Source organism: Vibrio ponticus (assembly GCF_009938225.1).
In the GTDB taxonomy this organism is placed as follows: domain Bacteria; phylum Pseudomonadota; class Gammaproteobacteria; order Enterobacterales; family Vibrionaceae; genus Vibrio; species Vibrio ponticus.
Window position 1 is genome coordinate 2,549,420 of the sequence record NZ_AP019657.1, and the last position, 26,363, is coordinate 2,575,782.

The 26,363-nt window shown below is 46.3% G+C and carries 24 protein-coding genes and 1 riboswitch; of the genes, 12 read left to right on the top strand and 12 right to left on the bottom strand.

What is annotated here, in order from left to right; all coding sequences use genetic code 11:
- Positions 1-67: 67 nt before the first annotated feature.
- From thiQ to mpl, 5 genes are all read right to left on the bottom strand, one after another.
- Positions 68-772: a thiamine ABC transporter ATP-binding protein gene (gene thiQ, locus GZN30_RS11345; protein ID WP_161987048.1), complete on the bottom strand. Its 705-nt coding sequence runs from the start codon at positions 770-772 to the stop codon at positions 68-70.
- Positions 759-2,360 (bottom strand): thiamine/thiamine pyrophosphate ABC transporter permease ThiP, encoded by a 1,602-nt coding sequence (thiP, locus tag GZN30_RS11350; RefSeq protein WP_075649608.1) that lies wholly within the window; start codon positions 2,358-2,360, stop codon positions 759-761. Before thiP ends, thiQ begins: the two co-directional genes overlap by 14 nt.
- Positions 2,361-2,369: 9 nt before the next feature.
- Positions 2,370-3,362 carry a thiamine ABC transporter substrate binding subunit gene (thiB, locus tag GZN30_RS11355; RefSeq protein ID WP_075649609.1) on the bottom strand — a complete coding sequence of 331 codons (993 nt, stop codon included), beginning with the start codon at positions 3,360-3,362 and terminating at the stop codon, positions 2,370-2,372.
- 63 nt (positions 3,363-3,425) lie between these two features.
- A riboswitch (TPP riboswitch) is annotated at positions 3,426-3,534 on the bottom strand.
- Between the two features lie 84 nt (positions 3,535-3,618).
- Positions 3,619-4,245: a flavin prenyltransferase UbiX gene (locus tag GZN30_RS11360; RefSeq protein WP_075649610.1), complete on the bottom strand. Its 627-nt coding sequence runs from the start codon at positions 4,243-4,245 to the stop codon at positions 3,619-3,621.
- Positions 4,246-4,251: 6 nt separating this feature from the next.
- On the bottom strand, positions 4,252-5,604 hold the full coding sequence (mpl, locus tag GZN30_RS11365; protein WP_075649611.1) for a UDP-N-acetylmuramate:L-alanyl-gamma-D-glutamyl-meso-diaminopimelate ligase: 1,353 nt from the start codon (positions 5,602-5,604) through the stop codon (positions 4,252-4,254).
- A 295-nt stretch (positions 5,605-5,899) separates the two neighbouring features.
- Between mpl and fbp the strand changes: the two genes are divergently transcribed.
- Entirely contained in the window at positions 5,900-6,919 is a 1,020-nt protein-coding gene (gene fbp, locus GZN30_RS11370) for a class 1 fructose-bisphosphatase (RefSeq protein WP_075649612.1), read from the top strand.
- Between the two features lie 190 nt (positions 6,920-7,109).
- Entirely contained in the window at positions 7,110-7,637 is a 528-nt protein-coding gene (gene ppa, locus GZN30_RS11375; RefSeq protein ID WP_075649613.1) for an inorganic diphosphatase, read from the top strand.
- A gap of 64 nt (positions 7,638-7,701) precedes the next feature.
- On the opposite strand, the gene GZN30_RS11380 is transcribed toward ppa, so the two are convergent.
- The 4 genes from GZN30_RS11380 to tamA are packed head-to-tail and all read right to left on the bottom strand — an operon-like array spanning position 7,702 to position 13,904.
- Positions 7,702-8,040 carry a DUF2799 domain-containing protein gene (locus GZN30_RS11380; protein ID WP_075649614.1) on the bottom strand — a complete coding sequence of 113 codons (339 nt, stop codon included), beginning with the start codon at positions 8,038-8,040 and terminating at the stop codon, positions 7,702-7,704.
- A 37-nt stretch (positions 8,041-8,077) separates the two neighbouring features.
- Positions 8,078-8,425, bottom strand: coding sequence for a gamma-glutamylcyclotransferase family protein (locus GZN30_RS11385; RefSeq protein ID WP_075649615.1), 348 nt, complete (start codon positions 8,423-8,425; stop codon positions 8,078-8,080).
- An 11-nt stretch (positions 8,426-8,436) separates the two neighbouring features.
- Complete coding sequence (gene tamB / locus GZN30_RS11390; RefSeq protein WP_075649616.1) at positions 8,437-12,192, bottom strand: autotransporter assembly complex protein TamB; 3,756 nt, start codon at positions 12,190-12,192, stop codon at positions 8,437-8,439.
- Positions 12,189-13,904 carry an autotransporter assembly complex protein TamA gene (tamA, locus tag GZN30_RS11395; RefSeq protein WP_075649617.1) on the bottom strand — a complete coding sequence of 572 codons (1,716 nt, stop codon included), beginning with the start codon at positions 13,902-13,904 and terminating at the stop codon, positions 12,189-12,191. Before tamA ends, tamB begins: the two co-directional genes overlap by 4 nt.
- A gap of 124 nt (positions 13,905-14,028) precedes the next feature.
- Here tamA and msrA point away from each other — a divergent pair, with 124 nt between their 5' ends.
- The 8 genes from msrA to GZN30_RS11435 all read left to right on the top strand — a co-directional run bounded on the left by msrA (position 14,029) and on the right by GZN30_RS11435 (position 20,201).
- On the top strand, positions 14,029-14,652 hold the full coding sequence (msrA, locus tag GZN30_RS11400; protein WP_075649618.1) for a peptide-methionine (S)-S-oxide reductase MsrA: 624 nt from the start codon (positions 14,029-14,031) through the stop codon (positions 14,650-14,652).
- Positions 14,653-14,741: 89 nt separating this feature from the next.
- On the top strand, positions 14,742-15,293 hold the full coding sequence (locus tag GZN30_RS11405; protein ID WP_075649619.1) for a YtfJ family protein: 552 nt from the start codon (positions 14,742-14,744) through the stop codon (positions 15,291-15,293).
- Between the two features lie 72 nt (positions 15,294-15,365).
- Positions 15,366-15,668, top strand: a complete 303-nt coding sequence (locus GZN30_RS11410; RefSeq protein ID WP_075649620.1) for a DUF2607 family protein — start codon at positions 15,366-15,368, stop codon at positions 15,666-15,668.
- A 108-nt stretch (positions 15,669-15,776) separates the two neighbouring features.
- Entirely contained in the window at positions 15,777-16,442 is a 666-nt protein-coding gene (zrgA, locus tag GZN30_RS11415) for a zinc uptake protein ZrgA (protein WP_161987049.1), read from the top strand.
- A gap of 63 nt (positions 16,443-16,505) precedes the next feature.
- Positions 16,506-17,213 carry an ABC transporter ATP-binding protein gene (locus GZN30_RS11420; protein ID WP_075652522.1) on the top strand — a complete coding sequence of 236 codons (708 nt, stop codon included), beginning with the start codon at positions 16,506-16,508 and terminating at the stop codon, positions 17,211-17,213.
- A complete protein-coding gene (locus GZN30_RS11425; protein WP_075652521.1) occupies positions 17,210-18,469 on the top strand; it encodes an ABC transporter permease in 1,260 nt (419 codons plus the stop codon). Before GZN30_RS11420 ends, GZN30_RS11425 begins: the two co-directional genes overlap by 4 nt.
- Positions 18,470-18,481: 12 nt before the next feature.
- On the top strand, positions 18,482-18,982 hold the full coding sequence (locus GZN30_RS11430; protein WP_075652520.1) for a DUF3299 domain-containing protein: 501 nt from the start codon (positions 18,482-18,484) through the stop codon (positions 18,980-18,982).
- Positions 18,983-19,304: 322 nt separating this feature from the next.
- A complete protein-coding gene (locus tag GZN30_RS11435; protein WP_075652519.1) occupies positions 19,305-20,201 on the top strand; it encodes a TIGR03899 family protein in 897 nt (298 codons plus the stop codon).
- Positions 20,202-20,446: 245 nt separating this feature from the next.
- Here GZN30_RS11435 and pgi read toward each other — a convergent pair whose 3' ends face one another.
- A complete protein-coding gene (gene pgi / locus GZN30_RS11440) occupies positions 20,447-22,099 on the bottom strand; it encodes a glucose-6-phosphate isomerase (RefSeq protein WP_075652518.1) in 1,653 nt (550 codons plus the stop codon).
- A 291-nt stretch (positions 22,100-22,390) separates the two neighbouring features.
- Here pgi and GZN30_RS11445 point away from each other — a divergent pair, with 291 nt between their 5' ends.
- Entirely contained in the window at positions 22,391-22,810 is a 420-nt protein-coding gene (locus GZN30_RS11445; protein ID WP_075652517.1) for a secondary thiamine-phosphate synthase enzyme YjbQ, read from the top strand.
- Positions 22,811-22,881: 71 nt separating this feature from the next.
- On the opposite strand, the gene alr is transcribed toward GZN30_RS11445, so the two are convergent.
- Together alr and GZN30_RS11455 are read right to left on the bottom strand one after the other, a co-directional pair.
- Positions 22,882-23,958, bottom strand: a complete 1,077-nt coding sequence (gene alr / locus GZN30_RS11450; protein ID WP_075652516.1) for an alanine racemase — start codon at positions 23,956-23,958, stop codon at positions 22,882-22,884.
- 13 nt (positions 23,959-23,971) lie between these two features.
- Positions 23,972-25,384 (bottom strand): replicative DNA helicase, encoded by a 1,413-nt coding sequence (locus GZN30_RS11455; protein WP_075652515.1) that lies wholly within the window; start codon positions 25,382-25,384, stop codon positions 23,972-23,974.
- A 140-nt stretch (positions 25,385-25,524) separates the two neighbouring features.
- Between GZN30_RS11455 and GZN30_RS11460 the strand changes: the two genes are divergently transcribed.
- Positions 25,525-26,331: a DUF481 domain-containing protein gene (locus tag GZN30_RS11460; protein WP_408646833.1), complete on the top strand. Its 807-nt coding sequence runs from the start codon at positions 25,525-25,527 to the stop codon at positions 26,329-26,331.
- Positions 26,332-26,363: the final 32 nt, after the last annotated feature.

Below are 26,363 nucleotides of genomic sequence, written 5' to 3' on the forward strand. Positions count from 1 at the left end.
GTTCGAAATAGTCAAAAGGTTGCCAATGCGGCAACCTTTTTTATTTTTAGAATCTGCTATCACCCGATCAATGTCCCGCTTTAACAAACGCTGCTAGCTCAGGGTTTGCGTGCTCAGCACTTAGCTGATTGATCTTCTCGGCAACACTAATTTTGCCATCCGTGATAAAGGCAAAATCCGTCGCAATTGAACGCGCATCACTAACATGGTGCGTCACCATCACCACGGTTAGATTGCGTTCATTGGCTAAACGCATTACCAAATTCAACATTTCTTCTCGCAACAGCGGATCAAGCGCAGAGAAAGGTTCATCCAGTAGCCAAATCGGATGTGGCTGAACAAAACAGCGCGCCAAGGCGACTCGTTGACGTTGTCCACCTGAGAGTTGCTCTGGTAGGCGGTCAAGAAACTCACCCACCCCCACTTGTTGCGCTGCCAACGCCACTTGCTGCTGTTGCTCATCCGTCAGTTTCAAACCTGGGTGCAAACCTAAACCGATATTTTCTCGAACGCTCAAATGAGCAAACAAGTTGTGCTCTTGAAACAACATCGCGACGGGTCTTTGGTGTGGCGCTTTACCTATCAGCGAGTCGCCGGCAGCAATGATGTCGCCACTCAGTGGTTCGATGAAACCCGCTATTAATGCCAACAGCGTCGACTTACCCGCACCACTTGGTCCCATCAGAGCACAAATCGAGCCAGGCGCTATCTGCAAGTCGAAATCGAATGGTTGATTATGATAGGTATAGTGAACTTGCTTAACGTTTATCATGGTTAACCTTTGTCTCTGTTTTAAACAGTTTTTCTATCAAGGTAAAACAGACCACACTCAATATCAGCAGGGTCAACGAAACCACCCCTGCCGCTTCCATTTGATAGCTGCCTAGCAGTTGGAATAGATACAGAGGTAGCGTGCGAAACTCTTGTCCGCCAAATAAGGCAATCGCGCCAAGATCACCAATCGCCAACATAAAACTGATCGCAAAAGCATGCGCCATTGGCTTCTTCAATCCGCGCCATTCCACCACTTTAAAGCGTTGCCAGCCTTTTAGCCCCAAACTTGCGGCTAGGTATTGGTATTGCTGCTCAATCTGCAACATCGGCTGCGAGAGCGTTTTCACCACATAAGGCAAACCCATTAAAGCATTGACCGCAACAACAATAAAAAACGCCATACTGAACACGTCAGTAACGTTGCGCAGTAGTAAGAACAGCCCCGTAGAGATCACCAAGCCGGGCGTGACTAAAATGATCGTCCCGAGTAACTCAATCTGATCAGCTCGGCGCGCCTTGTGATTGAGACGTAAACGGCGACTGGTGGTCAATACCGCAAGACCTGCAGACAGTGCAATCACACTCGCCACTACAGCCACTTGTAGGGAAGCCAGCAATGCTTGCCAAAAACGAGCATCGGTCAGTACGCTAAATAGCTGTGAGTTCAAACCACTGATGATCACCACTAACAGCGGCGGCACCACCAGCAGGCTCGCCATCGCAATCCAAGCGCCATCCCAAAGTCGCCATTTCAGAGTGTCATTGACCAAATAACGCTGACGGGTTGTCGAGCCACTACTGACTGCAACTGGCTTAGCTAATCTTTGAATAGTCAGAGCTAACACACCACACAGCAGCATCTGCCAAATTGCCAACAATGCGCCAGCTTGCAGGTCAAAATCAAACTTGATCGCTTGGTAGATAGCCAATTCAATCGTCGTTGACTTGGGACCACCTCCCAGCGCCATCACAGTGGCAAAACTGGTAAAGCACAACATAAACACTAAACCAGAGACATGAGGCAGTTGTTGACGCAAGCGCGGCCACTCTACCCACTTAAATTTCTGCCATTGGCTCATACCAAGATGCGCGCACAGCTTATGCTGCTCTTGTGGAATCGACTCCAAAGCCTGTAACAAAAGACGGGCAGCGTAAGGCAAATTAAAGAATGCGTGCGCGAGTAAAATGCCGTTTAGTCCATAGATAGAGAACGGCAACTCACCACCGAAATAGGCAAATAGATCGGCGAACAACCCCGAATTACCATAAATCGCCAGCAGGCCAAAAACCCCAACTAAAACAGGCAAAACCAAGGTTGAACTGAACAGCCTTAGCAACAGCGATTTACCTTTAAAATCGCGTTTAGACAGCGCATGAGCAACTGGCAAAGCAAAGCCAACGCTGAGCAGCGTTGAAAGAAACGATTGATAGAAGCTAAATTGTGTTACATGACGGTAGTACGGATCTTGCCATACCGAAAGAACATTAAGTGAGGGTGCTGCGTGAAACAAGGCAGCAAGGGCTGAAAAAACAAAGGTCGCGATAAGCACCGCGACCACCAGCCCGATTTTAGGCGTACGATTCAAACAATCATCCTATCGAGTCAATGCACTTTGCCATTCGCGAATCCAGGCTTTACGCTGCGCAGCAACTTCATCAGAAGTAAAGCTGAGTGCCTTAGCTGGCACAGTCAAAGCTTCATACCCTTGCGGCAACTTGATATCAGTAACCGGATACATCCAGTTGCCGGTTGGCATTGCCGATTGGAATCCTTCGCTCAGAATAAACTGCATGAATTGGTCGGCTAGCTCTGGGTTTTGCGAGCCTTTCACTTTCGCTGCCACTTCAACTTGGGTGTAATGACCTTCAGAGAAATTAGCCGCAGCAAAACGCTTATCTTGCTCGGCAATAATGTGATAGGCCGGTGAGGTTGTGTATGACAACACCATGTCAGCTTCCCCCTCGAGGAACATAGAATACGCTTCTGACCAACCTTTGGTTACGGTTACCGTTTTCTTCGCGACTTTCTGCCACGCCGCAGCAACATCATCACCATAGACTGACTTCATCCACAACATAAAGCCTTGTCCCGGTGTTGAGGTACGCGGATCTTGGTAGATGACTTTTAGATCATCGCGCTGCTCAACCAACTCTTTCAGGCTGGTCGGTGGATTGGTCAGTTTCTCAGTGTTGTAGACAAAGGCGAAGTAGCTAAAGTCATAAGGGACAAAGGTTTTATCTTGCCAACCACCTGGAATGGTGACGCTTGAGGTATCTACCGAGTGCTCAGCCAAAAAGCCGGTTTTCTTTGCTTCTGCCATTAGGTTGTTGTCCAAACCTAATACGATATCCGCTTTGCTGTTACCGTTTTCCAAACGCAGACGGTTAAGAATTGAGACACCATCATCTAAAGCAACAAAGTTAACTTCACAGCCATCACATTGCGCTTCAAAGGCTTTTTTAACCGCCGGAGCTGGTCCCCAATCGGCTGCAAAAGAGTCATAGGTGTAGATAGTCAGTGTATTATCTGCGGCAATCGCCGAAAAAGAAGCACAAGCCACGGCTAGGGCTGTTAGAGTGGTTTTCACTGTTCGCTCTCCAAAGGTTGAGCGGCACAGGTTTGAAGTCGAGGCTTAATTATCCATAATCATCAATTATCCTGACTCAATTCCTACGCCAGCATTATCTGGTTCAGGTCACGGGTCCCGACAAAAGTCGATCTCAGCCAGTGCTCAGCACTTTGCTCCCCGATGAGTTTCGGATGGATTGTAATCATTCCGATTATCAATGGCTACAATCAATCAACATAAAATAGAGTAACCAAGCAAATGCGGTAGAGAATGGCTAAGGACGTTGATCATAACCCCATCGCGGAACTAACCCTTGCTCAACGCCTAGATGATCCAAGATCCGAGCGACCATAAAATCAATTAAGTCTTCTATCGTTTTCGGTTGATGATAAAAACCCGGCGCCGCTGGCATAATCGTCACGCCCATCTGCGATAACTTATGCATATTTTCTAAATGCAAGGTAGAAAAAGGCGTTTCACGTACCACCAACAATAACTGACCACGCTCTTTCATCACCACATCCGCAGCACGCTCAATCAAATTGTCTGACATACCATGCGCGATCGCAGCAACGCTGCCGGCCGAACATGGGCACACCACCATTTGTTTCGGTGCGGCAGAGCCTGACGCGACAGGCGAGAACCAATCATCCTTGCCGCACACCACCAATTTTTCTGGGTCGCAATTGAGATGTTCAACCAAAGCTTGTTTGGCCGCATCAGGACCGCTGGGTAGTTTTAAACCATGCTCTGTGGCTAGCACCACACGTGCTGCCGATGAGATCAGCAGATAAACCTGATAATCCGCCGCGAGTAAGCACTCAAGCAGACGCAACCCATAGGGTGCGCCTGAAGCTCCAGTAAAAGCGAGGGTCATTGCTTTGCTGTTTTGCTTAGTCATTTACTGTTATTCCGCTAGTTTGGCTAAAAGCTTACCGTGAATACCTTCAAAGCCACCGTTACTCATCACTAAAATGTGATCGCCTGGTTTGGCGCTCGCCACGATCTGCTCAACCAATTGATCAATATCCGCGCTGCTGAAGGCAGGCTGTGAGCATTGCTCTGCAATCTCTTGTACCGACCAATCAATACCCTCCGGTTGATAGAGGTAGACTTCATCAGCATGGTGTAAAGAAGCCGCTAAAGTTTCTTTGTGAACGCCGCGCTTCATGGTGGCGGAGCGAGGCTCAAGCACAGCAATAATCTTGTCTGTGCCGACCTTGTTACGCAAACCGCCACTGGTCAGTTCAATCGCCGTCGGATGATGAGCAAAATCATCATAAACTTTGATGCCATTCACCTCTCCTTTTAGCTCTAAACGACGCTTGGTATTAATAAATTTACCAAGTGCTTCACAAGCCAGATCTGGTGTAACACCAACATGACGTGCCGCAGCAATTGCCATCAGAGCATTATCGACATTGTGATCGCCCACCAAGTCCCAGTTAACGGTACCGACATGCTGATTTTGCAGATAGACACGGAACTCAGAACCATCTTTCTTGATCTTCTCTGCGCGCCAATCGCCATTCTCACCGGTAAACTCTTTTTCGCTCCAGCAACCACGCGCTAGTACGTCAGCAAGTGACTGATCTTTACTTGGTGCTAGAATGCGACCATTACCTGGCACAGTTCGTACTAGATGGTGGAATTGACGCTTAATCGCCTCAAGATCATCGAAAATGTCGGCATGATCGAACTCCAAGTTATTCATCACTAAGGTGCGCGGGTGGTAATGAACAAACTTTGAACGCTTATCAAAAAAAGCACTGTCATATTCGTCGGCTTCGACGACAAAAAACATACTTTCGCCGAGTCGAGCTGAAATACCAAAGTTACCGAGCACCCCGCCTACCAAGAAGCCAGGTTGATAACCACACTCTTCTAATACCCAAGCCAGCATGCTTGAAGTCGTGGTTTTGCCATGGGTACCAGACACCGCTAATACCCAGCGATCGTGCAGTAAAAACTCTTGTAACCATTGCGGTCCCGAGGTGTAACGCAGGTTATTATTTAGTACATATTCCACACATGGATTACCGCGACTCATCGCATTACCAATCACCACGAGATCCGGCGCTGGGTTAAGCTGACTTGGATCGAAACCTTCTATAATTTCAATACCTTGAGATTCAAGCATTGTACTCATTGGTGGGTAAACGTTTGCGTCACTCCCGGTCACTTTATGCCCAAGTTGGCGCGCTAACATTGCCGCACCACCCATAAAGGTGCCACAGATCCCCAAGATATGAATATGCATAAACTAAACCTTGTATTACGCGAAAAATTACCACTTCATTATGGCGATAATGCGCCTAAAAGCGAAACATTTTGATCGCTCTCACTGCGCTTGAACTGCCACTTTCGGCAACAATTATCTTAATAAAGCTATCAATAAAAATCCGCCTTTTGCATCTAAATAAATTGAGATCTCAGACAGTTACTTTAGTACCCATAAAAAGATCTAGGTCTTACACTTATGTAGACCAGTGAGGCTTCGGTAGAAAGCCCACTATTTTTAAGCCCCCAAATAGCTAAACTGAAAAGGAAACATCATGTCTGGAATGCGCACCCTTGGCGAATTTATCGTTGAGAAACAAGCAGACTTCCCGCACGCAAGTGGCGATCTTTCTTCGTTACTTGCTTCAATTCGACTTGCTGCCAAAATCGTGAACCGAGAGATTAATAAAGCAGGTCTTGCTGACATTACGGGCTCTGTAGGCGCAGAAAACGTTCAAGGTGAGGAGCAACAAAAACTCGACCTGTACGCCAATGAGAAATTCAAAGCTGCATTGGAAGCGCGCGATCAAGTATGTGGTGTGGCAAGTGAAGAAGAAGATGAAGCGGTTGCGTTTAATAAAGAGCTGAACAAGAACGCCAAATATGTGGTTCTGATGGATCCACTTGATGGTTCATCGAACATTGATGTTAATGTTTCTGTGGGCACTATCTTCTCTATTTACCGTCGTGTCTCTCCGATTGGTACGCCACCAACCCAAGAAGATTTCTTGCAACCGGGTAATAAGCAAGTGGCAGCTGGTTATGTCATCTACGGCTCTTCAACCATGCTGGTTTACACTACAGGTAACGGCGTAAATGGCTTTACTTACGACCCTTCACTGGGCACTTTCTGCCTTTCACATGAAAACATGATGATTCCTCAAGATGGTCAGATTTATTCGATCAACGAAGGCAATTACATCCGCTTCCCAATGGGAATTAAAAAGTACATTAAGTACTGCCAAGAAAATGATACCGCAACCAATCGCCCTTATACCTCACGCTACATAGGTTCGCTCGTGGCTGACTTCCACCGTAACTTACTCAAAGGTGGGGTTTACCTATACCCAAGTACACAGAGCCATCCAAATGGAAAATTGCGCTTACTTTATGAGTGCAACCCAATGGCTTATATTGTCGAGCAAGCAGGCGGCACGGCGTCCGATGGTGTTAACCGTATTATGGACATTAAACCAACGGAACTGCATCAACGCGTTCCATTTGTTGTCGGTTCTAAAAACATGGTGAGCAAAGTCGAAGAGTTTATCGATAAATATCGTAACGAAGAGCAATAAATATCGTTACATATATATATTGCAGAATTATAAAATCAAAATGATATAAAAGCGCTCTAGGGCGCTTTTTTAAATGATTTTTATCACAGTATGTTTACATTAAATACTATTTCGCTTTATGGTAGTAGCGTATATTTTATCGAGCAACCATACTGAATAAGTGTACCAAGTAAAAATAAGGATATTTCGCATGAGCTTGAATGACGTACCAGCAGGCAAATCTTTACCTGATGATCTGTATGTAGTAATAGAAATCCCTGCTAATGCAGACCCAATTAAATACGAAGTAGATAAAGACTCTGGCGCCGTATTTGTTGACCGATTTATGTCTGCACCCATGTTTTACCCATGCAACTACGGCTATGTAAATAATACGCTATCACTCGATGGTGACCCAGTTGATGTGTTGGTGCCAACACCTCATCCACTAATGCCGGGCTCTGTCATTCGCTGTCGTCCTGTTGGCGTATTGAAAATGACCGATGAATCTGGTGAAGATGCAAAAGTTGTCGCGGTACCACATACTAAGCTCTCTAAAGAGTACGACCACATCCAAGATGTCGACGACCTTCCAGAACTGCTTAAGGCACAAATCACACACTTTTTTGAGCGTTACAAAGAGCTTGAGTCAGGCAAGTGGGTGAAAGTGGATGGTTGGGCGGATGCCGAGGCTGCACGTCAGGAAATCCTCGAGTCTTACGAGCGAGCACAGAAATAACCCGCTTGCTCAAATCATAAAAAGCCAGCTCTTCGCTGGCTTTTTGCTTATGAGGCTTGATCTACTAGATAGCTTTCGAGAATTTAGCGCGGAAGAACGGATCTACATCATCACAAATGCCACGGTAAATTTCACCTTTCGTCGCTAAATAACTCGGCGCTAAACTACAGTAGGCCGCTTTACCTGATTCATATCCAGCTAAATAAGCTTGGTATTGAGCTTGAGAAACTTGTCCGGTCGTAGAAAATGCATCAAGTTTACTCTCTGACTGAACGATATATCCACCTTTTGCTCTTTCTTCACCATAAGACTGCCATGCTGCTGGATTGTCAGCCAATGTTGGTACCGCTTGAGATGAACATCCAAATAATACCAATACTAGTGCTAGCGCGTTCCACTTCATAAAATCTCCTTATGTGTAAGGGAATAAATCAATTTTATTATAGACGCAGATCCCAATTACCGGAGGAAATAATTGAATTTAATTTTTTTTCATCTTGGAAAATATATATCCATGCATCTCCGAACGGCGTGTTAATTAATTCACGACGATACTCAACAGGAACATCTTCTAATCTATCTAGTGAATTTAATATTTCATTATCAATTAAATAGACTTCCCCAAAAATAGATTGATGACCACTTATTACTGCGGGATAAGCACCTAAATCGTACATGGCATATTCTGCCGCAGTTTCATGCAATCCCAGAAATTGAGCTGCAGAAAGAAAGTGATGATTACTCTCACCACGACGTAACGTGCCATAAACAAAAACCAGATGCTGCATAACAAGCCTCTTTAATTGAATTCAAATTGGTAAAGCAAGTCCACGGCACTGTCTAAGCCAGAAACCGCTTCTAAGTAGAGATCTTTCATCAAACGATAACGCACAGTGAATTCGCCCACTGAGTCAAAAATCCCCACCCCATATTTCACCTGTAAGCCCGGTAAAACATAGCCACTCACGGTGACTTGCGAATCATCGCCAGAACCTGCCGTATCCAATTGGAGATCTTGTACCCCAAAAGCTTCACCGATTTCGCCAACCACTTTACCGCTTTTGGCTAGACTCAAGCCAATCAACGTCGTGGTCATCGCGTTACCACCCGCTTCACCATCAATATCTTGCCCCCGCAATAGATACGAAAGCGCATTAGCTTGTGGCATGGCAGGATCGGAAAAAATCGTCAGTTGCGGATCATCCGCCGGACCGGTAACTTGCACCCCTGCAGTAACATCGTCTTGAGTATTATCCGGGTTACGAATCGCTTTAATTTGTACATAAGGTTGATCGGCGGGACCATTCATTAAGATCTTACCTTCGGTGATCAACAAGTCTTGACCGAATGACTTATACGAACCGTCCTCGATATTCACCTCACCGACAATAAATGGACCTTTATTCTTCTGAGTCACATTAAGATCACCGATTAAGCCACCTTCCAAACCAAATGCCGATAATTTGAAATCATCGCCAATCTTAATGTTGATATTGGTCTCGATATCAAACGGAACCGTCGTATCTTCTTTAATTGGCTTGCCTTGCGCATCGACGATCACTTGATCTTTTGACACACTGACCGCACTTGGTGGCAGTTCATCAATCACAATTCGTCCCCAAGGCAACGCTATCTTGCCATCAATACGCGCATGTTTGGGTGAAGCGGAGATGGTCATATCTGGGATCACTTTGATCTTGACCATCGGCGGTACCACCACCTTGAGTTCTTCCGCATACACTCGCATTTGGCTGCGCCAATCTTTGAGATCTTGCCAATTGGCATCACCGATCACTTTTAGCTGACCATCTGGGGTTTGTAGTGCCGCATCAATGGTTGCGTCATAACCGGTAAAGTTTAACGTCAAACCACCTGAATCAACTTCAATCGGAGAAATGTCGCCTTTAAGCAACATATCGTCGATCTTAAACTGACCATTCACACGTGGATGAAGCAGCGGTCCCGAAATTTTGAGGTCGGTTTCGATATTCGACTTTAACTGACTATATTCTCCCACTAAGACATTGAGGAAATCTAAATTGAACGTCCCCAACGCCAATCGTCCATCGATCTGTTTATCTTGCGCTTGAATATCAGGAATTGTCAGTTCACCGCTGATATCGCCATTGTCAGTAATATCAAACACCCAATCAGCCTGAAGTCGACCATTGGCTATGGTGGTATTCAGTTTGACGCTGTCCCACCCGAAAACCAAAGGCTGCTCTATACGTTGAGTCACCGAGCCTTTTGGTAGGGTGATTGACGCGTTAAGCTCTGGTGCTTGATTCGGCGCCCATTTCGCCCAGACTAAACCATCAAGTGAGCCTGCCAGTTCGGTATTTTCTGGTAAGAACATCGCCAACTGTTTAAAGTTAAACTGGTTGATCGAAAGCTGAGCTTCCCCACTGGTGCCAACTTGAATATCTTTATCTAAACAAATATTTGAACTGTCCTGTCGCCAACAGTGCGCAGCGACAAATGCCTGTTGCGTCGCCATATCAAAGCCAAGACGAGTGGCTTCTTCAAGACGCCATTCCCCTTGCTCACTACGCAGATCCATGCGCTGTAATTGCCCTGTCCACTTAACTTCTGGCTGTGTAATCACATTGCCACTCAGTGCTAAACTGGTGGTTAACAGCGATGAATTCACATCTAAGGTGACTTCATGGGCTTGCTCAGTGCCCGAAGCCTCAAGTGTCACATCATCAATTATCGTGCCTTGATAATTGATGCCTTTCACAACTAACTGAGCGTTACCATGGGGGGCTGGGAGTGGTGTTACATCCCCCTTAAGTAACAGTGAATCAACTTGCGCTTCGCCACGCCAATCGATCTTATTCACGGTTAGATCGGCAATCACTTGTGGTTCAGCCAACTTACCGCTCATCTGAATAGAGCCCATGGCACTGCCTTTGAGCTCAGGGACTGATTTGGCTAATTCAGGCAGGTTGAGACGTACATCCATGTCCCACTGCTGCTCTAACATACCGTTCGCTTCAATCGAGTTAGGACCATGAGACAGCACCAATTTTGGTGTTTGCAATGAAAGAATGCCTTTCCCTTTGCGATCGGAGACGTCCAATGAACCGATAATATTGAGTGGGTATTGACGCAAAATACCATCAATATCCAGCATCGGTAGTGAGACTTGCCAACCACCTTGCTTGGTTAAGCTACCGGTTGTACTTAACTTGCCACTAATATTGCCTTCTGCTTGCTGCCATTGCAGCCCGGGCTGAATATTATCGAGCGAGAGATCCGCGGACCAATTTAACGGCGCCTGCCAATTGACCATCGCTTGCCCTGCCACTGAGCCACCCAAACTGTTTATCTTCAGAGCGGTCAGGGTCAGCTGTGATAAATCACCCTTACCCTTCAAGTCGAGCGCCACATCTGGGATTTGTTTGCCCTGTGCCTTCCCTTGCAGTGCGACCTGATAACCTTTCAACGATCCTTTGCCACTAAAACTCGTGACATCCGCTTGGTAATCTGCCGCGCCACTCAATGGCCACTGCGCTTTTAATTGATCGACCGTGATGGCAAATGGCACCTCCGGATCTAACGGCTCTACATTCGCTTCGATATCTGCGGTAATGAGTTTGCGCAGTTTGGCTTGTAACGCTAACTTCTCAACACTGCCATCCGCACTTAATTCCACCTGCTGACCTTTAACAGGATCAATACCAAGCGTGGCTTTGACATCCAGATCGAGTGGATAGCCTTGCTTTAATGTCACTTTGCCCTTGAGATCGCCCTTCACCTCCGGCATATCCAACTCTAAAGTCGAAACCGTCACATCATAGCCGGCAGCAATCGCCGATAAACCAAGGTGCTTAACGATCACCGGAGAAGCTTGATCGAGTTTAAATTTATTCACATCCAAGCGTGATAGCTCGATGGCCAGTGGTAGCTCAACATCGGGTAATACAATCACACTAGGCTCAGTGTTGTTTGATGCAGCTTGAGGCGCAGGATCATTCGCCGTAGGTGCGAGTTTGATATAAGGATCGTAAAGTAAGGTTTTATCTACCTTTAAACGGTTACCTTGAAACAGCAACCCGGTCTCAAAAACTCGCCACTGGATATGATTACCCAGTACATCCAGCTCAATATCTTCGAGCAAAATCTTACTCACGCGAATTGGGATTGGCGTTGTAATTGCACCACTCGAACTCTGTTCTGGTTGCGTGGTTTCACTCGTGGCAGGTAATTGAGTTAAAGAAAACTTAACGCCTTGCAATGCTATCTCATCAACACACAGGCTTGGCTCCGTTAAACATGCCGCACGAACCGCTAACGTCACTGAGTCAATCGAGGTATCGACATGCAATTGTTCATCTTGGTAGCGCACTTGCTTTAATGTGAAACGAGGGAAAATTGCCCCTTGATATTCCCCAACTTGGAGTTGTGGAACAAATCGCTCGGCAGTAGAAAGCACCACGCCAAGCCCAGAATGCGTAAACAGTAGAAAGCTCAGTGCCAGCATGATCGCTAACACCAAGCCCAATAGAGATAAAGATAGCCACTTTGACCACTTTAATACCATCTTGGTCATAGTTCAGGACCTAAAGTAAAGTGCAATTGGAATTCATCACCTGGGTTGGCATCAAGACCCCAAGCAAAATCTAAACGAACCGGACCAACCGGTGATGCCCAGCGAATACCAACACCGACACCACGCTTAAAATCAGGCTTATCGTTGAAAGCATCACCATAATCGTAGAACATCGCGCCCCACCAGTTGCCGACCACACGATAGTTGTATTCCAGTGAAGTCACCGCAACGAACTTGGCACCGGTTAACGCACCACTGCTATCGCGTGGCGAGATGGATTCATAGCCATAACCACGTAGATTGTTATCACCACCAGCAAAGAAACGCAGCGATGGCGACAACTTGTCAAAGTCATCAACAATATTGGCACCACCACCAAAACGGAGAATGCCGCGATGGTTTTCACCGGCACTGCGAATCCACGACATACCACCAATCAAACGCAGCACCTCTGTTTCTGATAGTGCTTTGGGGTTGCCATACTCGACCGTCAGTGTTTGCTTATCACCCCAATAAGGCATCGCACCACCGCGCGCACGAGTGCGGTTAAACGAGATGCCAGGTAGCAAGAACTGAGCATTATCGTCTTGAATACCCTGCTCATAGTTTTCGAGCAAGTAACGAATAAATAGCGTTCGATGCCAACCATTATCCAACGTCCAGTGACGCTCAAGGGCTAAATTGGATTCCAAACTCTTGGTATCACGGTTGTCGACATTCTTCATGCCATATTGAATACGGTAATAATCATTGAGGACGTCTTCCAATGGAATACGATAGCCCGCCGTGATGGTTTGCTCGGGTTTAGACAGAGAAAAGCTACTATCAAAACTATGACCTCGAGAGTTCACCCAAGGTTTTTTCCATTTCAACGAGCCTCGCACCCCCACATCGGTGGAGTAACCAATACCGGTTTCCAACTTATTACGCGCTTGAGGTGCGAGAGAGACTTTGATTGGTAGCTCACGCCCTTCACCGAGCATACTCAAATCTGGCTCAACAAATACCGAAGAGAACCAGTCAGTATTAGAGAGATTTTGGTTGTATTCCCCCACTTGAGAAACTAAGTAGGGCTCACCTTTCTCATAAGGCTCAAGTGAATGAACGCGATCTTCTTCAATTTGGCTGCCAGTAATGATGGTGTCGCCAAAGTGATAGCGAATACCACTGTCATACTGCAGTTTGATGTAGGCTTGATTTAATTCGGGCGCAACTTCTAAACGGCTAAGCTGAAAGTCACCATCAAAATAGCCTTTCTGCAAAGCGAGATTACGAATGCCAGATTTCAGCGCATCGTAAGCGCCATGATTAAGGCGCTTACCGACTTTCAACCCGCTATTTTTAACTAGGTTAGCAAAATCTTTGTCTTGCTTTGCTTCGCCTTCAAATACGATATCCAACTGCTCAATTAAGGTTGGCTCCCCTTTGGTTACCTTAACCGTTAATTGGTTACCCTTATCTGACACCTGAAAATCAAACTTAGGATGGTAATAACCTAAAGCGTTAAGTGCCTCAGTAATGCTGCGTTCTAAACGCGCTTGAAAACGCAGAGAAGTGTCATACTCTTTCTCTGGAATCGAAGATAGATAGACCTCGACGTTCTCTTCTACTTTGCCTTTTAAGCCTTCAATCGATAGCTTCACACCACTTGCCATCACTGTAGTCGGAATACAGAGCAGAGCGATGGCGAGAGCTAATGGCTTTTTAATCATGGACTTTTGGCACTTTTGTTACGTATTGTTTGTAGTAAATGATAACGTGAGTTATTAAATTCGTCTGTAGGAAAAACGTTAATTTCCCGGTCTTGTTTATAAGAATTAGAGTAAGGAAAGTCGTATGTTAGATAAACAAACCCTTGTGACACCTGAGCTAGCGCTGCCTGGACGCAGCGAAGAAATGGTGATTGACCAAACCCATTTTGTTAACGGTTCACCAATTAAAGCGCCACTCACCGAGCACCAACAGCAGATCTTATTTGGTATGGGTTGTTTCTGGGGAGCTGAGCGCCTTTTCTGGCAGATGGAAGGGGTGGTCAGTACCTCGGTAGGGTACGCTGGCGGTTATACACCCAACCCAAGCTATGAAGAAGTATGCAGCGGACAAACCGGGCATGCCGAAGTAGTTCGCGTCGTGTTTGATACCCGTCACCTCACACTACAAAGCCTGTTGCACAAATTTTGGGAACGTCATGATCCAACCCAAGGTATGCGCCAAGGCAATGACCGGGGCACTCAATATCGTTCGGTGATTTATGTCTATGAGCAAAGCCAACTCGAGCTTGCGCTACAAAGCCAAGCTGAATATCAAACATTACTTGGCGACACGGGGATTACCACAGAGATAGCTTTGGCTGGAAACTACTATTATGCCGAGAACTACCACCAGCAATATTTAGCCAAAAACCCGAATGGTTACTGTGGCTTGGGCGGTACTGGCATCTGTTTTCCACCGCAATCATAGTCGACTATGGTCTGGCTAGTGAAATCAAGATTTGAGTATATACTTTAGTTTGTCTACGCATTTAGCATGACTAAAACAGGAAGAAAATAATGACAAACAAAACTCTACTTGCGCTGGCTATGGCATGCTCTCCAATGTTCGCCTTTGCACACAATTTGACGGTTGGTCAAACCACACCTAATGTCGCGATCGCCAACCATGGTGAAATTTTAGTCGATGGTAAAGAGACGATTTATCAGGCATGGAATAGCAACAATATGCTTGGCAAGGTACGAGTGGTACAAGCCATTGCCGGTCGCAGCAGCTCAAAAGAGATGAACGCGCCTTTGATGACGGCAATTACCGCGGCAAAATTCCCAGCGGAAAGCTACCAAACCACCACCATCATCAACCAAGATGATGCGATGTGGGGCACGGGCTCATTTGTTAAATCATCCGCCGAAGACAGCAAAATGGAGTTCCCATGGTCTTCTATGGTGCTCGATGAGAACGGCATCGTCGCCAATAGCTGGCAGCTACAACCTGAATCATCAGCGATTGTGGTGCAAGACAAACAGGGCAAAGTGTTGTTTGTTAAAGAGGGGCAGCTTTCACCCGCTGAAATCCAGCAAGTTCTTGAGCTAATTACACAAAACTTGTAAGGAATTAAATTTATCCTGACGTTTACAAACGGAGTTGTTATAGTATAACAACTCCGTTTTTTTATTTGGTTAATGACTGTGTTACCTCGCTTTGGTTTATTGTCGCTACGCAAGCTAATGGTTGTACTTTGTACAGTCATGCTACTGCTATGGACAAACTTAGCGGTGATTCATCATCAACTGGATTTGGATATCTCACATCATGAGCACCATCACTGCCAGCTGTTTGCAAGCGTAGTGCATGGCGCCAAATCAAGCGCACAAGCGCACCTTCTCAATCTCTCCACCGAACCTCCACCTTCGCTTGCTGTATATCAATACCTTGAGGCTTCGGTGATCGCGCAAATTGCTCGCGCACCGCCTAAGCTTATCTAAATAAAACAGATTTATTCTGCGCTACCAATAAAACACATCGGTAACGCGAACGCTCACAACCATTTTGTGGGCATCACTACATATTTTGATAAGTTCTAGGAATATATGATGAACAAGTTTTCTCCCGTTGCACTCGCTCTTGGATTAGTTTTTGCTCATTCAGCTATCGCTGAAGATGGATTCCGTCAACATGATGCGCATGTACACGGCGAAGTAGAATTTAATATTGCTCAAGATGGCAATGAGTTACTGGTAGAGATCACCGCGCCAGGTGCTGATGTGGTTGGCTTTGAGCATGCGCCAGAAAACGATGCCCAAAAACAAGCCTTAGAGAAAGCGGTGGCAAAACTAAACCAAGCGACGGACGTGCTATCAATTTCAGCGGCGGCAAACTGTCAAGTTGAGCATGTGGCAGTAAGTCATACACTTGGTGAAGATGAGCACGCTCACCACGACCACGACCATCATGGTGATAAAGACCACCATCAACATCAAGAAAAACATGCTGACCATCATGACCATGATGATCATCACGGACACGATGAGCATAAGGGACATGATGACCACGCTGGACATGATCATGAAAAAGGTGGGCACGGTGAATTTACCATCGAATACCACTACCAATGTGGCGATATCAGCAAGTTAGAGCAGATTGATACCGCTTGGTTTAACCTATTCCCAAGCACAGAAAAAGTACATGCCAATGTACTGACAGATAGCGCGCAAACCGCGGTAGAGCTAAACGCAAAAAACAGCACGATTAAGCTGTAATTGCTAATGAGCTTGGCAAGTTTGCCAAGCTCTTTTGTCATCGATTTTTGATTGGAAAACTCAATGAATAACACCGCTTCTCAGCAGGTGATCAATCTCCACAACGTACAGTTCACTTGGTCCAATAACGCTAACCCAACGCTAGTGATTGATCAGTTGCAAGTGGATCGTGGGGAACACTTATTTATCAAAGGACCTAGTGGTTGTGGCAAATCAACTCTGCTTGGCTTGCTGACCGGCATTAACCAAACCCAAACCGGCAGTGTCACCGTACTCGGACAGAACTTGAGCGGTTTAAGTAGCCGTCAGCGTGACCGTTTTCGCGCGGATAATATTGGTTATATTTTTCAGCAGTTCAATCTATTGCCTTACTTGAGCGTGATTGAAAATGTCACTCTACCCTGCCGCTTCTCCAAGCAACGCCTAGCACGCGTAAACGGCAGTTTAGAGCAGCGTGCAGTGGAACTATTAACTAAGCTGCATCTGAGCCCCAATTTGCTGCACAAGCCTGTGGTTGAATTAAGTATTGGTCAACAGCAGCGCGTCGCTGCGGCTCGAGCGCTGATTGGCAACCCGCCCTTGATCATTGCCGATGAACCAACATCATCATTGGATCATGATAACCGCAGCGCGTTTATTGAGTTATTGCTAGAACAAGCGAATCAAGTCGATGCCACATTGGTGTTTGTCAGCCACGATCCGACTTTAGAGCCACTATTTGATCGCAACCTCGACCTACGTCAAGTTAACCGAGCTGGGGAGTACCTATGAGCCCAACCTTAATGCTAGCTTGGAAGAGTGTTAATAATCGACGTCTTACCGCATTTTTAACCATTCTTACCGTTGCCGTATCACTGGTGCTACTGCTAGGGGTTGAGCGTATCCGAACCCAAGCTAAGACCAGTTTTGCCAATACCATCTCCGGAACCGATCTGATTGTGGGCGGGCGTTCGGGGCAAGTGAACTTGCTGCTTTACTCTGTCTTTCGAATTGGTAATGCCACCAACAACATCGACTGGAAAAGCTTTGAGGAGTTTAGCCAGCATCGCGCCGTCGATTGGACCATTCCCCTATCGCTTGGTGATTCACATAAAGGTTTTCGAGTTTTAGGCACTAACCAAAGCTACTTTGACCACTACCGCTACGGCAGCAAACAACATCTTGAACTCGCTCAAGGTCGTCCATTTAATCAGTTATTTGAAACCGTGATTGGGGCAGATGTAGCGAAGAAACTCGGTTACGAGATAGGCAGCGAAATTATTATTGCTCATGGCATCAGTGATGTCGGCTTTAGCCGTCACGATAACCTACCATTTAAAGTGGTTGGCATCTTTGCACCTACCGGTACACCGGTGGATAAAACCGTGCATGTCTCTTTAGAGGCGATTGAAGCCATTCATGTCGGTTGGGAATCGGGGGCAAGACTTGGTCCGACCCCAACGGCAGAGCAACTCGAGCAACATAACTTTCAACCCAAGCAGATCACTGCGATGCTGATTGGCTTAAAGTCGAGAATTCAGACCTTTGCCCTACAACGCCAGATCAATACCTATCCGCAGGAGCCACTCAGCGCTATCTTACCCGGTGTCGCTTTACATGAATTATGGGGCATGATGTCGGTGGCAGAGCAAGCATTGATGGTGGTCTCGGGTTTTGTGGTTGTCGCGGGCTTACTTGGTATGCTCTCTAGCTTACTGACTAGCTTGCAGGAAAGACGTCGAGAGATGGCAATTCTACGTGCGATGGGGGCAAGACCGCGACATATCTTCAGCCTGCTAATCTTAGAAGCGAGCGTATTAACCTCTATCGGTATATTACTGGGGATCGCTCTACTCTACGGCATACTGGCGCTAGTCGGTCCCTATGTGACACAAAACTACGGTATTCAACTGCCGTTAGTGATGCTCTCACATTATGAATTAGGATTAATCGCTGCGGTGCAATTTGCCGGAACAGTGATTGGCATTTTCCCAGCGCTGCGAGCTTATCGTCAATCTCTCAGTGATGGTATGACGATACGTGTGTAATTAGGTGTAACCATGAAGAAAATAATCGTATTGCTTTGCTCGCTATTTAGCTTAGCCCTGCCCCTCACTGCCGTAGTAAGTGAAGATACTTTAACTTTAGACTGGATCGATTTGATCCCCGAATCTGAGCGGAACCAATTTGATGCGATGGGAATGCCAATGGTCTCAGACCACTCTGGTGGTGCCATGCAGCAATCCAAAGTTGGCACCGTGCGCCAAGAGCTCAATGGCAGCAAAGTAAAAATCCCGGGCTTTGTGATTCCACTTGAAGGGGATGACGAGAAGATTACTGAATTTTTATTAGTGCCGTACTTTGGCGCATGTATCCATGTACCGCCGCCGCCGCCAAACCAAATTATCTACGTAAAGTTCCCTTCTGGCGCACCAATACAGCAACTTTGGGATGTGATCTACGTGATAGGCACATTAAAAACAGAAACGCTCAATCATGAGCTGGCAGAAACCGCTTACCTTATCGAGGGAACCGAAATTGCCGAATATGATGACTACTAATAATTAATTAACAAACTAACAACCTGTTAATCTTCCTTGTTATATTAGGTATCTAGACAGATACACTAGCACTGCTAGGTAAACCAGTAGTAGCAAGGCGATTGACAGGTGCTTCCTTAGTTTATTATCAAGCGAAAACTTCATAAACACCTCACAAATACCGATAACAACTTTAACAAATTATTATCAATTGGCATAGTCAATTTTGCCGGGTGCTCTCACATTAGTTTCACTGGTAGCCTTCCGATGAAAAAGGTACAGTTAGGTTCCCAAGCAAAATGGCAAGACTTGGTCATAACTCACTGTTGGTTAAGGTAATCCTATGTCTGAGAGTCACAAACCTGTCACCCTTGAACACGAGGCGAAAGCAGAGAATCGCCAGGAGAAAAAGTCCAGCTACGTCAAAGACAGTTCTAGTCGCGTGCTGTACATTGCCCAAGCACATGGCTTAGATGCACTGCTACAAAAAGAAGCGCCACAAAAGCCAGCGCTTGAACGCGCATTGCTTAGAGAGCGTCGTCGTCGTGAACAGCAGCAGAAGAACCTCGAGCAAATCCTCAAACTTGCCTATGCCTCTTGTAGCGATGAGACTGCCGGTGAACCCGATCAAGATTGGTTATACCGCTTCTTTGATATGGCTCAAGAAGTTCATAATCCCTCGATGCAAAGACTTTGGGCGCAAGTCTTTAAACGTGAAGTGACCAATCCAGGTTCCACGTCGATGAAAGCGTTAAAAGTCCTACATGACATGGCACCAAAAGAAGCACAAATTCTACAACGCGCCGCCTCACTGGCTTGTAGTTTTGGTCATGATAGTAGTCGCAAACTGTTAATCGGTTTTCGCGCCCAAGGGGGAATGTTCAGCTTTGGTAAACGTACCATTACCAACAACATCAACATCGGTAGTTTCCAACTGCCGTACTCGAATTTGTTAGTACTATTCGAACTTGGCTTGATGCACGGCACCGAACTTGAATCCGGTGAAATCGAATTAGAATCCCCATTACCACTCACCTACCAAGGCAAAAACCTGTCACTCCAAGCTCACAGCAAAGGGGTTCGCTTCCTGTATTACCGCTTTACTCCAACTGGGAATGAACTGTGTAAGCTGCTGGGTAACAAGCCTAATATGCAGTATTACGACCAAGTGGTGGCTCTGCTAGGGCAGAAATTCAGCGTGCAAACTGAAGTAAAAAGTAGCGTTCATCATGCGGTTTAGTGAGCGGAAGGTAGGAACGCAAAGCGAAAGCTGAGGACGGAACGCAAAGCAAGGCTTTGCTTCGGGATGCGGGAACGCTCAGCGTTACTGAGCTACGGATAGAGCCTAAAACCTAGAGTTGAGAATCGGGAATTGAGAATTGAGAAAAAACGCCAGCATGTTACTGCTGGCGTTTTTGTTTTCTAAAGATAACCGAATAATTGAAGCTGCAGTCAACAACGCTGCGGCTTCAAATATGCAGGTTATTACGCTTTGAACGCTTTGAATGCATTGATCAAACCATTAGTTGAGCTATCGTGAGAATCAATTGCAGACTCATCAGCAAGCTCAGGTAGGATTTGGTTTGCTAGTTGTTTACCTAGCTCTACACCCCATTGGTCGAAGCTGAAGATATTTAGGATCACACCTTGTACGAAGATCTTGTGCTCGTACATCGCAATCAAGTTACCTAGCGTGCGCGGAGTGATCTGCTTAACTAGGATTGAGTTCGTTGGGCGGTTACCTTCAAATACTTTGAATGGTACTAGTGATGCTGCTTCTTCTTCTGTTTTACCCGCTTTAATAAACTCAGCTAGTACTGTTTCTGCTGTTTTACCAAATGCTAGAGCTTCTGTTTGTGCGAAGAAGTTCGACATCAGTTTTTGGTGATGATCGCCTGCTGGATTGTGGCTGATTGCTGGTGCAATAAAGTCACAAGGGATCAACTTAGTACCTTGGTGAATTAGTTGGTAGAACGCGTGCTGACCGTTTGTACCTGGTTCACCCCAAATAATTGGACCGGTTTGGTAAGTGACTGCGTTGCCGTTACGGTCAACGTATTTACCGTTTGATTCCATGTTACCTTGTTGGAAGTACGCAGCAAAACGATGCATGTACTGATCGTAAGGCAGGATCGCTTCAGTTTCCGCGCCGTGGAAGTTGTTGTACCAAATACCGATTAGCGCCAAGATCACAGGAATATTGCTTTCTAGATCCGTTGCAACGAAGTGGTTATCCATTTCGTGCGCACCATCTAAAAGCTCAACAAAGTTGTCGTAGCCTACCGATAGAGCGATTGAAAGACCGATTGCTGACCATAGAGAGTAGCGACCACCAACCCAGTCCCAGAATTCAAACATGTTATCTGTGTCGATACCAAACTCAGATACCGCTGGCGCGTTAGTTGAAAGTGCTGCAAAGTGCTTAGCAACGTGTGCTTGATCTTGAGCAGACTCTAGGAACCAGTCACGCGCTGTGTGCGCGTTAGTCATGGTTTCTTGAGTTGTGAATGTCTTAGACGCGATCAAGAATAGGGTCGTTTCTGGATTTACGTTCTTCAATGTTTCAACGATGTGAGTACCGTCAACGTTTGAAACAAAGTGCAGATTTAGGTGGTTCTTGTATGGCGCTAGTGCTTCCGTCACCATGTAAGGACCAAGGTCAGAACCACCGATACCGATGTTGACGATATCTGTGATTGCTTTGCCTGTGTAACCTTTCCACTCACCGCCAATTACGCGCTCAGTGAAAGATTTGATTTTCTCAAGAACCGCATTTACTGCTGGCATTACGTCTTCACCGTCAACCATGACTGGTTTGTTTGAACGGTTACGCAGAGCTGTGTGCAGTACTGCACGACCTTCAGTCTGGTTGATCGCTTCACCACTGAACATCGCTTCAATCGCAGATTGAAGGTCCGTTTCTTTTGCTAGCGCAAAAAGATGTTGTAACGTTTCTTGGTTGATTAGGTTTTTCGAGTAATCGATAAGAAGATCGTTACCAAAACGAGTAGAAAACTTGTCAAAGCGTGCTGCATCGCTCGCGAACAACTCAGTTAAATCCATATCTTGAGCAGATTCAAAATGTGCTGTTAACGCTTTCCACGCTTGAGTTTGCGTTGGGTTAATATTTTTCAACATGGTCTCTATTCCGATGTTACAGTAGGTTCTATTCCTCAGTTGTTCGTCAACGTTGGAATCCCCGATTTTTAAGCAAAAAAATTTGGTTCTGGGCTAGATGTTTGGGCTAAACGCGACAAAACAAGAGCCTGTAATTTTTTTTCATAGGACAATTATGACTCAGCCCTTTCTCAATCACATTGAGTTATATCACGTTCAATCGCTTAGTTCATGTACGTAATATTGTAGAAGCCGTGAAACTAGACTAGTCAGCATCGACAAAATTGCCAAATTATTGAGTAAGGAAAGATTATGTGGACACAAAAAAGTATCACGCTAGGCGCTAAAGCGCGTGGATTTCATCTGATTACTGATGAAATTGAACAACAGTTGCCACAAATAGACTCGATTTCAGTAGGTTTATTACATCTATTCATTCAACACAGCTCAGCCAGTTTAACCATCAATGAAAATGCCGACCCGACCGTACGCGCGGACATGGAAAAGCACTTTAATCATTTTGTGCCTGAGCACGCGCCTTACTATCAACATACCTACGAAGGGGACGATGATATGCCAGCTCATATTAAAGCCTCAACGCTAGGCACCAGTGTGACGATACCAATTAGCAACGGTCGCTTAGCTTTAGGCACATGGCAGGGCATTTACTTAGGTGAGCATCGTGATCATGGTGGTCGTCGCAACGTGATAGCCACGATTCAGGGGGAGTAATCCAGCTCTCGGCGGTTGAGAAAACTCAGCACCAAAAACAACAAAGGGAGCAAAAGCTCCCTTTGATAACATCAATCTGAATAAACCATATCGACGCGTGGTGTCAGTTTGGTCACCAACTCGTATGCAATCGTGCCGATATGAGCCGCCACTTCTTCCGAAGGTAACTCTTTACCCCACAAAATTGCCTCGTCACCGACCTTATCGGTCGCTTCCGGTCCTAAGTCGACACTCAGCATATCCATCGACACTCGACCCGCTATCGGCACTTTACGACCATTAACAAACACTGGCGTACCATTTGGCGCAGTGCGTGGATAACCATCACCGTAACCAATCGCAATCACGCCCACTTTGGTGTCGCGCTCACTGGTCCATGTACCACCATAACCGACGCTTTCTCCCTTTTTCACCTCGCGTACCGCGATGATGTGAGACTTTAACGTCATAACTGGTTGAAAACCCAATTCCACAGCAGATTTCTCAGCAAATGGCGAAACACCATACATAATAATGCCGGGACGCACCCAGTCTAGATGGCTTTGCGGCCAAGCCAATACACCGGCTGATGCAGCAAGAGAGCGTTCACCTTTGCAGCCATTCGTTAGCGAACGAAACAGCTCAATTTGCTCATGAGTCGTGGCTTTTTCAAGCTCATCAGCACTGGCAAAGTGACTGATGTAGCGTAGTGGCTTCGCAACGTTTTCGCACGCTTTTAGGCGTGAAATAAAGTCATCCAATTGCTCAGGACGCACGCCCAAACGATGCATACCACTGTCGATTTTCAGCCACACCTGTACTGGGGTTTCTAAAATGGCATTTTCCAACGCTTCAAGCTGTTCAACGCAATGCAGCGCGGTTTGAATATTATTGGTCACCAATACTGGTAAGTCGCCTGGTGAATAAAAGCCTTCCAGCAATAAGATCGGCTTAACAATGCCAGCTGCTCGCAGTTGCAACGCTTCTTCGATACGTGCAACGCCATAAGCGTCAGCATAATCTGCATGCTTGGCGATCTGCACTAAACCATGCCCATAACCATTGGCTTTGACTACCGCCATCATCTTACTGCTTGGCGCTTGCTGCTTTAGTTGCTGCAAATTGTGCTGCAATGCCGCGAGGTCTACATGAGCCGTCGCCGCCTTCATATAACTCATACTATTACTCGTCATCCATATCAAACGCAGGACCCGCGTAGTTATCGAAGCGTGAATATTGTCCTTGGAACGTCAAACGTACTGAACCGATAGGACCGTTACGCTGCTTACCTAGGATAATTTCAGCGGTACCTTTCATCGAACTGTCCGGGTTATAAACCTCGTCACGATAGATAAACATGATCAAGTCGGCATCCTGCTCGATAGAGCCTGATTCACGCAAGTCCGAGTTAACCGGGCGTTTATCGGCCCGTTGCTCTAGGGAACGGTTAAGCTGAGACAGTGCGACCACAGGAACATTTAGCTCTTTCGCCAGTGCTTTTAGCGAGCGAGAGATTTCCGCGATTTCTAGAGTACGGTTATCGGATAGCGCTGGCACACGCATTAGCTGCAAGTAGTCGACCATGATAAGCGATAAACCGCCATGTTCTCGGGCGATACGACGGGCACGAGAGCGAACTTCGGTCGGTGTTAAGCCTGAGCTATCATCGATGTACATGTTCTTCTTCTCCATCAGGATACCCATGGTAGAAGAAATTCGCGCCCAATCCTCATCATCAAGCTGACCGGTACGGATCTTGGTTTGGTCAACGCGTGACAGTGACGCGAGCATACGCATCATGATCTGTTCTGCTGGCATCTCTAGTGAGAAGATCAACACCGGCTTATCCGACACCATCGCAGCGTTTTCACATAAGTTCATCGCAAAGGTGGTTTTACCCATCGAAGGACGTGCTGCGACGATAACTAAGTCAGAGCCTTGCAGACCAGCGGTTTTCTTGTTGAGGTCAGTAAAGCCGGTATCAACCCCGGTCACACCATCTTGTGGCGACTTGTACAACAGCTCGATACGCTCCAGCGTCTTCTCAAGAATGTTGTCGACATTTTGTGGACCATCGCTCTCTTTGGTACGCGATTCGGCAATCGCAAATACCTTACTTTCGGCTAAATCGACCAAATCTTCTGAAGAGCGACCTTGCGGATCATAACCCGCATCAGCAATTTCATTCGCCACACCGATCAGTTCACGCACGACGGCGCGTTCAGCAACGATATCGGCATAGGCATTAATATTGGCCGCACTTGGGGTATTTTTTACTAAGTCTGCTAGGTAGGCAAAACCACCGACATCTTCGAGATTTTCATGCAACTCGAGGTATTCAGAGAGAGTGATTAAATCCAGCGGTTTACTGTCTTCAAGAATACGCTGCACCGCCTCAAAAATGATGCGATGTGGACGACTATAAAAATCACGTGCGACAACACGCTCGGCAACCGTATCCCAACGCTCGTTATCCAGCAATAGACCACCAATAACTGATTGCTCAGCCTCTAATGAGTGTGGTGGAGCCTTAATTGCATCAACTTGTGCATCAGTTTTATTACGCCTGCGATTATCCGCTCTGTTCTCTGCCATGGTTCTGCTCAACTACTTTCTATGACCGCTCATTATAACGAGATTAGACCGCTTGTCTTCCATTGGGACGAAGATTGTCGGTTCGTTGCAATAATTAACCTACCCTTGACCGATTAGCAGTGCGTTACTATTACCATTTCATGCTATTTTATCCGCCCGCTTTTTTAATGACGACGAGGATCTGTGTGACAAAAGTTTGGTTGACCTGTTTTGGTTTATTAAGTGCCACCATTGTGCACGCCCATGAAACGGAAACCGCTAGTGACATTGAGGTCCCATCGCCGTGGAACAGTGAAGTGGAATTTGGTTACCAAGCACACTCAGGTAACTCAGATTCAGAATCCCTTAACTCACGCATTGATGCTGAGTACATCAAAGGACGTCACCGTACCAGTGGTGAGTGGAAGTTCTATCTACTGTACAAAGATGGTGAGGAAGATAAGCGCCAATCAACGTACAGTGCACAGTCGGACTACAAACTCAGTCCCAAAACGTACCTCTATGGCAGTTTCAAAGGAGTCGACTCTCGCTATAGTGCCTACTATAAAGATTATACCGTTTCAGGCGGTTTGGGTTATCAGTTCGCCAACAGCGAAGATTTCTTGCTGGAAGTGGAAATGGGACCAGGCTTTCGTTATCAAGAGCCTAACTTGGATGAGATTGACGACGACGACATCATTTTTCCCGATCTAGTCGAAGAAGCTATTTTCCGTGGCAAAGTCAATTCGCGCTGGCAAGCGTTAGACAACTTAGCGTTTGAAGCCACGATGACGCTCGTCTCTGGTCACAGTAATACCCGTGTCGATACTGATGCCAGTGTCATCAACGCGATCACCGAAGACATTGCGTTAAAGCTCGCCTACTCACGCCAATACCATGACCGCGTACCAGAGGGCTTAGAGAACTCAGACAGCATTTTTTCAGTTAACCTGCTGTTCGCTTTCTAACTTCAACCTTATTCAGGACGGTATGCAGGCAT

Excerpts from the sequence above, each read along its gene's own strand:
- pgi (WP_075652518.1), bottom strand. The coding sequence starts at position 22,099 with ATGTTGAAAAATATTAACCCAACGCAAACTCAAGCGTGGAAAGCGTTA.
- GZN30_RS11385 (WP_075649615.1), bottom strand. The coding sequence starts at position 8,425 with ATGCAGCATCTGGTTTTTGTTTATGGCACGTTACGTCGTGGTGAGAGT.
- GZN30_RS11405 (WP_075649619.1), top strand. The coding sequence starts at position 14,742 with ATGACAAACAAAACTCTACTTGCGCTGGCTATGGCATGCTCTCCAATG.
- GZN30_RS11430 (WP_075652520.1), top strand. The coding sequence starts at position 18,482 with ATGAAGAAAATAATCGTATTGCTTTGCTCGCTATTTAGCTTAGCCCTG.
- GZN30_RS11425 (WP_075652521.1), top strand. The coding sequence starts at position 17,210 with ATGAGCCCAACCTTAATGCTAGCTTGGAAGAGTGTTAATAATCGACGT.
- mpl (WP_075649611.1), bottom strand. The coding sequence starts at position 5,604 with ATGCATATTCATATCTTGGGGATCTGTGGCACCTTTATGGGTGGTGCG.
- GZN30_RS11360 (WP_075649610.1), bottom strand. The coding sequence starts at position 4,245 with ATGACTAAGCAAAACAGCAAAGCAATGACCCTCGCTTTTACTGGAGCT.
- fbp (WP_075649612.1), top strand. The coding sequence starts at position 5,900 with ATGTCTGGAATGCGCACCCTTGGCGAATTTATCGTTGAGAAACAAGCA.
- thiQ (WP_161987048.1), bottom strand. The coding sequence starts at position 772 with ATGATAAACGTTAAGCAAGTTCACTATACCTATCATAATCAACCATTC.
- alr (WP_075652516.1), bottom strand. The coding sequence starts at position 23,958 with ATGAAGGCGGCGACGGCTCATGTAGACCTCGCGGCATTGCAGCACAAT.
- zrgA (WP_161987049.1), top strand. The coding sequence starts at position 15,777 with ATGAACAAGTTTTCTCCCGTTGCACTCGCTCTTGGATTAGTTTTTGCT.
- GZN30_RS11420 (WP_075652522.1), top strand. The coding sequence starts at position 16,506 with ATGAATAACACCGCTTCTCAGCAGGTGATCAATCTCCACAACGTACAG.
- GZN30_RS11445 (WP_075652517.1), top strand. The coding sequence starts at position 22,391 with ATGTGGACACAAAAAAGTATCACGCTAGGCGCTAAAGCGCGTGGATTT.
- tamB (WP_075649616.1), bottom strand. The coding sequence starts at position 12,192 with ATGACCAAGATGGTATTAAAGTGGTCAAAGTGGCTATCTTTATCTCTA.
- GZN30_RS11380 (WP_075649614.1), bottom strand. The coding sequence starts at position 8,040 with ATGAAGTGGAACGCGCTAGCACTAGTATTGGTATTATTTGGATGTTCA.
- GZN30_RS11410 (WP_075649620.1), top strand. The coding sequence starts at position 15,366 with ATGACTGTGTTACCTCGCTTTGGTTTATTGTCGCTACGCAAGCTAATG.
- GZN30_RS11435 (WP_075652519.1), top strand. The coding sequence starts at position 19,305 with ATGTCTGAGAGTCACAAACCTGTCACCCTTGAACACGAGGCGAAAGCA.
- msrA (WP_075649618.1), top strand. The coding sequence starts at position 14,029 with ATGTTAGATAAACAAACCCTTGTGACACCTGAGCTAGCGCTGCCTGGA.
- tamA (WP_075649617.1), bottom strand. The coding sequence starts at position 13,904 with ATGATTAAAAAGCCATTAGCTCTCGCCATCGCTCTGCTCTGTATTCCG.
- GZN30_RS11460 (WP_408646833.1), top strand. The coding sequence starts at position 25,525 with ATGCTATTTTATCCGCCCGCTTTTTTAATGACGACGAGGATCTGTGTG.
- ppa (WP_075649613.1), top strand. The coding sequence starts at position 7,110 with ATGAGCTTGAATGACGTACCAGCAGGCAAATCTTTACCTGATGATCTG.
- GZN30_RS11455 (WP_075652515.1), bottom strand. The coding sequence starts at position 25,384 with ATGGCAGAGAACAGAGCGGATAATCGCAGGCGTAATAAAACTGATGCA.